This is a genomic window from Streptomyces sp. NPDC052036 (genome assembly GCF_040680495.1).
In the GTDB taxonomy this organism is placed as follows: Bacteria; Actinomycetota; Actinomycetes; order Streptomycetales; family Streptomycetaceae; genus Streptomyces.
Map to the genome: position 1 here is coordinate 172,263 of NZ_JBFAWW010000008.1, position 9,297 is coordinate 181,559.

General features: G+C 71.9%; 5 protein-coding genes. 4 read left to right on the forward strand and 1 reads right to left on the reverse strand.

Features of this window, described 5'->3' with window-relative positions:
* Positions 1–142 precede the first annotated feature (142 nt).
* From AB0L95_RS14685 to AB0L95_RS14700, 4 genes are all read left to right on the forward strand, one after another.
* Positions 143–1,750: a dynamin family protein gene (locus tag AB0L95_RS14685; protein ID WP_365161756.1), complete on the forward strand. Its 1,608-nt coding sequence runs from the start codon at positions 143–145 to the stop codon at positions 1,748–1,750.
* A 5-nt stretch (positions 1,751–1,755) separates the two neighbouring features.
* Positions 1,756–3,834, forward strand: a complete 2,079-nt coding sequence (locus AB0L95_RS14690; RefSeq protein ID WP_365161758.1) for a GTPase — start codon at positions 1,756–1,758, stop codon at positions 3,832–3,834.
* A gap of 253 nt (positions 3,835–4,087) precedes the next feature.
* Entirely contained in the window at positions 4,088–4,576 is a 489-nt protein-coding gene (locus AB0L95_RS14695) for a single-stranded DNA-binding protein (protein ID WP_365161760.1), read from the forward strand.
* A 272-nt stretch (positions 4,577–4,848) separates the two neighbouring features.
* Positions 4,849–6,255: a Cys-Gln thioester bond-forming surface protein gene (locus tag AB0L95_RS14700; RefSeq protein ID WP_365161762.1), complete on the forward strand. Its 1,407-nt coding sequence runs from the start codon at positions 4,849–4,851 to the stop codon at positions 6,253–6,255.
* Positions 6,256–6,297: 42 nt separating this feature from the next.
* Here AB0L95_RS14700 and fxsT read toward each other — a convergent pair whose 3' ends face one another.
* Positions 6,298–9,066: an FxSxx-COOH system tetratricopeptide repeat protein gene (fxsT, locus tag AB0L95_RS14705; protein WP_365161764.1), complete on the reverse strand. Its 2,769-nt coding sequence runs from the start codon at positions 9,064–9,066 to the stop codon at positions 6,298–6,300.
* Positions 9,067–9,297: the final 231 nt, after the last annotated feature.

Consider the following 9,297-nt stretch of genomic DNA (forward strand, 5'->3'; position numbering starts at 1 on the left):
TCGCTTTTGACGTCTCACGCCGCGGGTGTTGTGCACTCGTTATGCCTGCGTCCCAGTCGCCCCTTCCATCCCATGTGTCCTGTCGGCGCGCAGACATCTCCATATGCTTCAGAAAGCCTCCAAAATTGGGCATTCTTCGCATGTGGTGACCTTGGACGTACGGCCTCAGCTGCTCGACGCACTCTCCGCCCTGCGCGACCGTGTCGCCGCCGCACGCTTCCCGTTGCCCCTGGCGGGGGCTCCACGGGCGCGTGCCAACCGCGACGAACTTCTCGCACAGCTCGACGACTATGTGGTGCCCCGGCTGAGAGAGCCTGAAGCACCGCTTCTGGCCGTCGTCGGAGGATCGACCGGCGCCGGAAAGTCGACCCTCGTCAACTCCCTCGTGGGCCGCAGGGTCAGCGAGGCGGGCGTGCTGCGGCCCACCACCCGTACGCCCGTACTCGTCTGCCACCCCGAGGACCACCACTGGTTCAGCGGGATGCGCGTCCTGCCCGACCTCACGCGCGTGTGGGTGCCCCACCAGGAGGGCCCCGACGATCTCAACGCCCTCGTGGGGCGCGAGGAGCGGGTGCTGCGCATCGAGACCGCCGACACCCTGCCGCGCGGACTCGCTCTCCTCGACGCGCCCGACATCGACTCCCTGGTCGCTGAGAACCGCGTTCTCGCCGCGGAGCTGATCAGCGCCGCCGACATCTGGATTCTGGTCACCACCGCCGTCCGGTACGCCGACGCCGTGCCCTGGCACCTGCTGCGGACCGCCAAGGAGCACCGGGCGACGCTGGTCACCGTGCTGGACCGGGTGCCCCATCAGGTCGTGTCCGAGGTGTCACGGCAGTACGGAGCCCTGCTCACCAAGGCCGGGCTCGGTCACGTCCCCCGCTTCACCGTGCCCGAGCTGCCCGAGTCCGCGTGGGGCGGGGGGCTGCTGCCCGCCACGGCCGTCGCACCGCTGCTCGCCTGGCTCACGTACCAGGTGCAGGATCAGGCCGCCCGGGAGACGGCCATGGCGCGTACGGCCTACGGCGTTCTCGACTCGCTGAGGTCCCGTATGCCCGAGCTGGCCGGGGCGGCAGCCGCCCAGTACGCCGCCGCGCTGCGGCTGACGGCTGCCGTCGACGCCGCGTACGACAGCGAGTACGCGCGCGTTCGGGACAGGCTGGAGGCCGGGGCCGTCCTCGCCGGCGACGCCCTGACGCGATGGCGCGGCTACCCCCGGGACTGCACCCCGGGAGAGCTGCTGGACGCCCTCGTGGAGAGCCTCGGCGCCCTGCTGCTGTGCGCCGTCACGGCCGCCGACGAACGCATCGACGAGGCCTGGCGGAGCGAGCCCGCGGCGGACGCGCCCGCGCTGGCCAACCGGGACCCCACCCTGGACAGCGCCGAGCACCGCATCGGGATGACCGTACGGCGCTGGCGGCGCGAGCTGGAGGAGTACGCCGAGGAAGCGGTGCGCGACCTCGACCGGGGCGTGGCGGTGGACGCGGAGGCGGTGGCCGCGCTCGTCGCCACGGAGCTGCTCGGCGGCCCCCGGGCCAAGGGAGCGGGGGAGGGGCTCGCCGAGCGGATCGGGGCCCGGGCGGCCCTCCGGCTGCGCGACCGGGCCGCACGACTGCTCTCCGAGTACCTGGACCGAGCGCTGCGCGCGGAACGCGAGCGCCGTGTCGCCCCGCTCGACGCCCTCGACATCCAGATCGACCCCCAGGCCGAACTCATCGCCGCGCTGTCCGTACTGCAGAAGGAGAGGTGACCGTGGTGACTGCCGTCACTGACCGCACGGATCACGCCGAGCACCCCGAGGAGCCGGGAGAGTCGAGGGAGCCGAGGGAGCCGAGGGAGTCGAGGGAGTCGAGGGAGCTGGGGGAGTCGGGGAACCCTGAGCGACTTGCGCGGCCCGCGGGTGCTGAGAGGCCGGAGTGTGCTGTGGGGCGGCTCTCGGAAGCCGGTCCCGACGCGGCCGGGGACGCCGGGTCCGGAGTCGAGGACGCGGGCGCAGGGGCCCAGGACGGGAGTCCGGCTGCCCGCCCCCAGGAGAAGGTCCCGCACGCGCGCGGGGAGGACGACGCCCGCCACGCGCGCGTGCGACACGACGACCCCGTGGAGCGCTCCGAACCCGAGGCCGCCTGGGACGATGGGCTGATCGCCAGGCGCGTGCCCGAGGCGGGGCCGGGACTTCCGCAGGCCGCCACGGTTGTGGAACCGCGCGGCACGTCCGAACGGCAGCCCGCGCCGCTCGCGTACGACGGAGCCCTGAGGTCGCGGCTGGACGCGCTGCGTGAGCTGATGGCTCTGTCACGGACCCGGCTTGACGGCGACACGCTCGCCGAGGCGGGCCGCGTCCTCGACGAGTCGTCCGCACGCCGCAAGCTCTCCGGAGAGCACACCGTGGTCGCCATCGCGGGCGCCACCGGCAGCGGCAAGTCGACGCTCTTCAACGCACTCGCCGGGGTGAACCTGTCGGAGACCGGGCTGCGCCGGCCCACCACGGCGGCACCGCTCGTGTGCATGTGGAGCGACGGCGCGTCCGCCCTCGTCGACCGGCTCGGTGTCCCCGGACAGCAGCGCCGGCGCCCTCGGCAGGACCCTGAGGACGGCGACTCGCAGCTGAGCGGGCTCGTCCTGGTCGACCTGCCCGACCACGACTCCGCGGCCGTGGCACATCGGGAGCAGGTCGACCGCGTCCTGGCGCTCGTCGACGCGGTCATCTGGGTGGTCGACCCCGAGAAGTACGCCGACGCGGTCCTCCACGAGCGCTATCTGCGGCCTCTCGCGGGGCACGCCGAGGTCATGTTCGTCGTTCTCAACCAGGTCGACCGGCTGCCCGGAGAGGCCGCCGAGCAGGTCCTCGACGATCTACGACGACTTCTCGACGGGGACGGGATCGCGCTCGGCGAGTACGGCGAGCCGGGTGCGAGCGTGCTCGCGGTCTCCGCGCTCACCGGGGAGGGCGTGGGGGAACTGCGGGAACTGATCGGACAGTTCGTGGCCGAGCGAGGGGCCGCCGCTCGCCGTGTCTCCGCGGACGTGGACGCGGCCGCGGCCCGGCTGCGGACCGTCTACGGGACGGGCCGGGGCGCCGGGCTCAGCGAGGAGGCGCGCGAGGAGTTCGCCGGGCGGCTCGCGGACGCGGTGGGCGCGACCGCCGCGGGTGAGGCCGCGGAACGTGCGTGGCTGCGCAACGCCAACCGAGCGTGCGGCGCACCTTGGCTGCGGCTGTGGCGGTGGTCCCGGGAGCGGCGGCAGTCCGCCACGGGCGGGCCGACTCTGCCTGCGCCGACGGATCAGGAGGCGACCGCGCGGCAGAACGTCGAGCAGGCGGTACGGACGGTGGCCGACCAGGCCGCGGCCGGGCTGCCCGCCCCCTGGGCCCAGGCGGTCCGCGAGGCCGCGGTGCGTGGCGCGCAGGGGCTGCCCGAGACACTGGACCAGCTCGCCCTGAGCGACGCCGAGCCGCCCGGACGGCCGCCCCGGCCCGGCTGGTGGCCGGCCGCCGTGATGGCCCAGGTGATGATGACGCTCCTTCAACTGTCCGCGGTGCTCTGGCTGCTGGGGCAGGTCGTGGGGTTCATGTCGCCCCGACTCGGGGTGCCGGTGCTGCTGCTGGGGGCAGGCGTCGTGGGCGGTCCCGTCGTCGAGTGGGGCTGCCGGGTGGCGGCGCGCGGACCGGCCCGCCGGTACGGGCTCGAGGCGGAACGAAGGCTGAGGGAGGCAGCGGCCGGGTGCGGGCGGGCCCAGGTGCTGGATCCCCTGGCGGCGGAACTGCTGCGGTACCGGGAGGTGCGCGAGCAGTACGTGAAGGTCGTGGGGGTCGGGGCGGTGGCACGCTTGGGCTGAGTTCCTGGACGAGCCAGGCGGAGGCGCTCGTTCGAGTGGCGGGGTTGTCCACAAGCGGGGGACGGTCCACAGCGCCCAGCGGGCTCGGGCCGACGGAGGCAGTCTGATCTCGCGGCGATCGCGACGGACGTGATCACCGCACCGGCGGCGGCACGCCACAGGGCGTGACCGACGCGGCAGACGCAGCCGTGCGGGACAGGCCCGTGCGCGTACCGTCCCGGCGCGGCAGGCCGGGACGAGGGAGGGGAATGTCATGAACGAGGCGTTGCTGTGCGTGGTCGGCAATGTGGCCACGCAGCCGGTCTACCGGGAGTCGCCGGCGGGTCCCACGGCCCGCTTCCGGCTGGCGGTGACGGCGCGGTATCTGGACCGCGAGAAGAACGTCTGGACGGACGGGCACACGAACTTCTTCACGGTGTGGGTCCGGCGCTCACTGGCCACGAACGTCGCCGCGTCCGTGGCGGTGGGGGATCCGCTCGTCGTGCAGGGGCGGCTCAAGGTGCGCACGGAGCAGCGGGACGGACAGAGTTGGCTGTCGGCGGACCTCGACGCGGTGGCCGTCGGCCACGACCTGTCGCGCGGCACATCGGCCTTCCGGCGGGCCTCGAAGCCCGAGGTGCAGCCCGAGTCGGCAGCGCAGCCCGAGCCCACCTGGGAGACGGGACCGCCGAATCGACCCGAGGAGTCGGAGCAGTCCGGACCGGTTTCCCAACCCCGCCCCGAACCAGCAGGCGTGACATGACGTCAGTTTCCATTGGTCCCGCGGTGACCGGAGTGCCGCCCTTCACCGGACAAGTCGTCCGATGACCGAACAGTCCTCGTGGATTTGTCGATACGCACTGCTCATCGATGGTGTGGGCGATAACGATTCCGAGTCGGATCGGTTATCGGACGCCAGTACTGGGGAGAGGGGGGCGCCGCGTCCTTAGGATGCCGGGCATAGCTCCAGGGCTTTCGATTCTGCTGGTGGGACCGCACCCCCACGTCAATGGGTCCCGCTCGAAGGGGAATTCTGTGTTTTCTTCGCTCTCTGCGCCGTCCGCGCGCAGGCGAGGGGTCGTACGCCTCGCCGCCGCGACGCTGGTGTCCGGAATCGTCTCGGGCGGCCTGCTGGCCACCGCGGGGGTGGCGGCCGCCGACGGGACGCCGCAGAGCGAAGGAGGCGCGACCGCGACCCTGGGCGCCCTGAAGACGTTCGGGACCGCGGTCGTCCACGACGACGGCAAGGACGAGCAGGTGGCCGCAGGACTGTTCGAGATGTCCGTCGACAACGGCGGCACTCTGCAGACCTACTGCATCGATATCCACAACCCGGCGCAGAAGGAGGCCAGGTACCACGAGACGTCCTGGAGCGGCACGTCCCTGAACGGCAACAAGAGCGCCGGCAAGATCCGCTGGATCCTGGGCAACTCCTACCCGCAGGTCAACGATCTGGCCGCGCTGGCGGCCGAGGCCGGCGCCAAGGGGCTCACCGAACAGGACGCCGCGGCGGGCACCCAGGTGGCGATCTGGCACTACTCGGACGGGGCCGACGTGGACGCGGTCGACCCGCAGGCGGAGAAGCTCGCGGACTACCTGGAGAAGCACGCGCGGAACCTCTCGGAGCCCGCCGCCTCCCTGACCCTCGACCCGCCCGCCGTGTCCGGCCGCCCCGGGGAGCGGCTCGGCCCGGTGACAGTGCACACGAACGCGGACAGTGCGTCCGTGACACCGCCGTCGGACGCCGCGGCCGCCGGAGTGAAGGTCGTCGACAAGGACGGCAAGGCCGTCACGTCCGCGACCGACGGCAGCAGGCTCTACTTCCAGGTGCCGAAGAAGGCACAGGACGGTGCTGCCGAGCTGACCGTGCAGGCATCGACCACCGTGCCGGTGGGCCGGGCCTTCGCCTCCGACACCCGCAGCCAGACCCAGATACTCGCCGGTTCCAGCGAGTCGACCGTCTCGGCGACGGCCACGGCGACCTGGGCGGCCAAGGGCGCGATACCCGCGCTGTCGGCCGAGAAGAACTGCGCCAAGAGCGGCGTGGACATCACCGCGGTCAACAAGGGCGACGAGCCGTTCACGTTCGAGCTGATGGGGACGGAGCACACCATCCCGGCGGGACAGACCCAGACGGTCACGGTCCCGTTGCAGGAGGACCAGGCCTACGACTTCACGATCACGGGCCCGGGCGGCCACCAGAAGTGGTTCAAGGGCGTCCTCGACTGCAAGACGGAGAGCAGCACGGGCGGTCTGCGGACGCAGACGCTCAGTGACCCCAGCCCCGCGACGGTGGGCGGTACGGCGGCCACGGACACCAACCTCGCCGAGACGGGCGGCACCAGCGCGACCCCCTTCATCGCGGGCACGGCCATAGCCCTGGTCGTCATCGGCGGCGCGGCCCTGGTCCTGATCCGCCAGAAGACCCCCACCCAGGACTGACCGGACCCGGGGCGCCCGGCGTGGAGCGCGGGCACTGCCTCGTCAGCGGCGCTTCCTGCGGGTCTGGCGCTGTCCTGTTTTGAGTGAGGCCATGAGTTTGTAAGCCTCATGCGGCTTGCCCGCGGCCGTCAACGCGCTGACGAGACTCTCGGTCACCTTCTCCGTGAAGGGGTGGTCCGGGCCGAGGGTGCGCCGGGTTCGGGCACGTGTGTCTTTCAACAGCCGCACTGCCGACGCGTGTTCTCGCAGGGTGAGCAGGGACATCGCGAGGTCGTGAGCCGAGTTGAGAGTGTCGGGATGGTCCTCGCCCAGGACGGTGCGCCGGCGTTCGAGGGTGTCCTCGCAGATACGGCGGGCCTCTGCGTACCGTCCGAGGTTGTGCAGGGTGACGCCGAAGCCGGAGGCGGAGTCGAGCGTGTGGGGGTGGTCCTGGCCCAGCAGGGCGCGGTGGCGTTCGAAGGTCTGTTCCTGCATACGGTGGGCCTCGGCGTGCTTGTGCAGGGCACCGAGGGTGGCCGCGAGACCGTGGGCGGAGTGGAGGGTGTCGGGGTGGTCCTCGCCCAGGACGGTGCGCCGGCGTTCGAGGACGTCCTCGCTCATGCGACAGGCCTCCTCGTACTCCTCCATGGCGTGCAACACGGAGGCGAGGCTGCCGGCGGAGTCGAGGGTGTCGGGATGGTCCTCGCCCAGGACGGCGCGCCGGCGTTCGAGGGTGTCCTCGCAGATACGGCGGGCCTCCGCGTCCTCCCCGAGGCTGCGCAGGACAGCGGCCAGATTCTGGGCGGAGAGGAGAGTGCCGGGGTCGTTGTCCCCGAGGAGGACGCGTCGGCGTTCGAGGACGTCCTCGCTCATACGGCGGGCCTCGGCGTACTGGCCGAAGTTGGCCAGAGTGACAGCGAGGTCATTGGCGGAGTGCAGGGTGTCGGGGTGGTTCTCGCCGAGGACGGTACGCCGGCGTTCGAGGGTGTCCTCCTGCAGACGGCGGGCCTCGCCGTACTCCCCGAGGTCGCTCATGGCGTGGCCGAGGTACTGGGCGCTCGACAGGGTGTCCTCGTGGTCCTCGCCCAGGGTGCCGGTCCAGGCGTGGTGGACGGCGGCGACGAGATCGCGGGCAGCGCGCGACTGTCCGCTCTTGATGAGGTAGCGGGCGGACTGGATCAGTGCGCGGCGCAGCGGAGGGCGATTGGCGGTGCTGTGCTTGCGCGCGGCGAGGTGGGAGGTCAGGGCGGCCCATCGAGGCCAGGCGGTGGGGGTGTCGGGGTCGTCGGGGGTGGCGTTCGCGAGGATCGTGGTGACGTCGTCCTCCGCCGCCGTGGCGTCGGCCTCGCCTGACCGGTCGCGAACAATGGCCTGGGTGAGCCGGTGGATCTGGAAGGTCTCGTGGTCGACGCGGGCGAGGCCGTAGCGGGCGAGCGGCTGGAGGGCCGCCTGGGGCCACATGAAGTCGTCCGGGTCCACGGCGACGGTGGCCAACTGGTCGCGTACGGCTTCCAGCCATGCGAGGGGGATGGGGTCGGGGCCGAAGAAGGCGCCGAGGCGCAGCAGCAGGGCCGCGTCCGGCTGGTCGGCGGCCAGGCCGGTGGTGGCGATGTCCACGGCGGCGGCCAGCGGTGCCGGATAGCCGTGCGGACCGCCGTTGGCCATCAGCCTGGCGGTCTTGTCGGTGAGCAACGCGCGATAGCGGTCCACGGTCATGCCGCTGGTGATGACTCCGGCCGCCTGCGCCAGGGCGAGGGGAAGGTCGCCGAGGTCGTCCGCGAGACCGTCGGCCTGCTCCGGGGCGATGCCGACGACGCGGGTGGTGAGGTAGGCCAGGGCGTCGCCGCGCGGGAACACACCCAGGCTCAGAGTGTGGACGCGATCGTTCCAACCGGGATTGCGTGAGGTGATCAGCACATGGCCGGGGCCGGTGGGGATCAGCGTCTCGAAGTCCCGGGGATCGTCCGCGTTGTCGAGGATGATCAGCCATCTGTCGTGGGTGCGCAGATGTTCCAGCAGGGTGCGGGCATTGTGCTCGGCGCCGGCGTCGGGCTTGGCGATACCCAGGCGGGTGGCCAGTTCGGTGTACCGGACGAGGAGCTGGTCGGCCCGTTCGGCGTCGATCCACCAGACGGTGTCGTACTGGCTGGTGAAGCGGTGGGCGTACTCCAGTGCGAGCTGGGACTTGCCGATGCCGCCAAGGCCCTGCAGGGCCTGGACGACGGTACGTCGACCGTTCAGCAAACCGTCACGTACCTGGGCGAGTTGGGCCTGACGGCCGGTGAAGTGCGGGTTGCGGTCCGGGACGTTCCATACCCGCGGCAGACCCGCGCCGCTGGGCAGCCGGGGACGTCGGCCGTCGGAGTCGGCCGGGGCAGCGGGCGCGGGGGCGGGTGCGCCCGGGAAGCCGGGCTTCACAGTCGGTGCGCTGGGCCCGTCGACGGCGGTCAACAGGGCGGCCACGGCGGCCTGTTCGTCCAGGCCGTGCAGGTCCTTGCGGATGACCGCGCTCAGGATGTCGGGGACGTCCGCCGCCGTGAGGGGTTCGATCGTCAGCGGAACGAGCCGCTCGCGACGGGCGACGACCGCGGTCCACTCCTCCTTGGTCCACCGCGTGCGGCTGAAGTAGTTGTTGGAGAACAGCGCCACCACCGCGGTGGCACGCTCCAGGGCCTCGTTCATCCGGTCGATGAAGTTGTCGCCGGTCCGCCAGTCCCACACATCGAGTTCGACCTCGTACCCGGCGTCCTTCAACTGCCAGGCCACCCACTCGGCCCAGGCCTGGTCCGGCCCGGCGTAGCTGACGAAGACCGACTGTGCTGCTGCGGTCATCCCTGCCCTCTGCTTCCCCTGTACGTCACCCCTGACATGACGCCCTACCCATGATCTGCCCACAACGGCGGTCACCGGGCGCGAATCGTTCACTTCGTACCGGCCGGCCCGTCGCCCCGGCTGGACGGCCGGCTTCTGTACGTCACCCCTGACATGACGCCCTACCCATGATCTGCCCACAACGGCGGTCACCGGGCGCGAATCGTTCACTTCGTACCGGCCGGCCCGTCG

What these genes read in the sequence shown, in the direction of transcription:
- AB0L95_RS14695 (WP_365161760.1), top strand. Translation starts at nt 4,088, where the DNA reads ATGAACGAGGCGTTGCTGTGCGTGGTCGGCAATGTGGCCACGCAGCCG.
- fxsT (WP_365161764.1), bottom strand. Translation starts at nt 9,066, where the DNA reads ATGACCGCAGCAGCACAGTCGGTCTTCGTCAGCTACGCCGGGCCGGAC.